At 43.5% G+C, this 728-nt stretch carries 1 protein-coding gene and 1 pseudogene; one reads left to right on the top strand and one right to left on the bottom strand.

What is annotated here, in order from left to right:
• Nucleotide 1 precedes the first annotated feature (1 nt).
• Nucleotides 2-244 (top strand): DUF3802 family protein, encoded by a 243-nt coding sequence (locus CIK04_RS28790; protein ID WP_369597183.1) that lies wholly within the window; start codon nucleotides 2-4, stop codon nucleotides 242-244.
• A 50-nt stretch (nucleotides 245-294) separates the two neighbouring features.
• Here CIK04_RS28790 and CIK04_RS28785 read toward each other — a convergent pair.
• Nucleotides 295-727: pseudogene (locus CIK04_RS28785) on the bottom strand (C40 family peptidase).
• Nucleotide 728 lies beyond the last annotated feature (1 nt).

Genomic DNA, 728 nt, shown 5'->3' with positions numbered 1-728 from the left:
CATTGAAGATGTGGTGACAGACATGATCGCCTCAAACATCATGGCGATTTTTGAACAGAACCCAGAGCTGCATTCTAGCGTTCGCTTCAAACTGTTAAAAGAAGCGGATTCAGTAGCGGAAGATCTAGGAGAAGTTCTGGCTGGGTATGCTCAAAAAGCCACTAATGAGCAGATTAATTTTTTAGATGAGTATATTGCTTTAGTAAAAAATCTGTTCGATACCGCTGTAGCAAAATACGACTAAGCCGCAATATTCGCTGATTTGTTTTTAGTCCGCAGTATTCATAAGAAGGGTTACATTGTAACCCTTCTTATTTGCCAAAATTTACTCGCCCAATATGGATTATCGGTTCGCGATATGATGACTCCTTTTGAAGTTGACGCATGCATGAACTGCTGGTGGTTAAGATAGATCCCCACGTGATAATCGGATTTCGTTGTTTTGAAGAACAGCAGATCGCCTTGTTGCCTCTCTTCCCAACGTATTGGCTGGGAAGCATTAAACTGTGCCAATGTTCGTCCTTGGTGAGTGCTCGTTGATAGCGTGGAGAACGCTTGTGTACAAAGCAGAGCAATCAATCCCTTCTTTCGTATTCCCACCAAACTGATAGGGCGTGCCATACCATTCGCCGTAGAAGGTTTTTAACTCTCGGTTTTGTTCCCAAAGTGCTGCTGATGTTTCTGGGGCTTTAGGGCTTTGGCTACAGCCACTCAGCAACGCAAAAATG

The organism is Vibrio sp. 03_296 (genome assembly GCF_002265885.1).
Note: the sequence above shows the minus strand (reverse complement) of the source record. Positions and strands in the feature narration are given on the sequence as shown.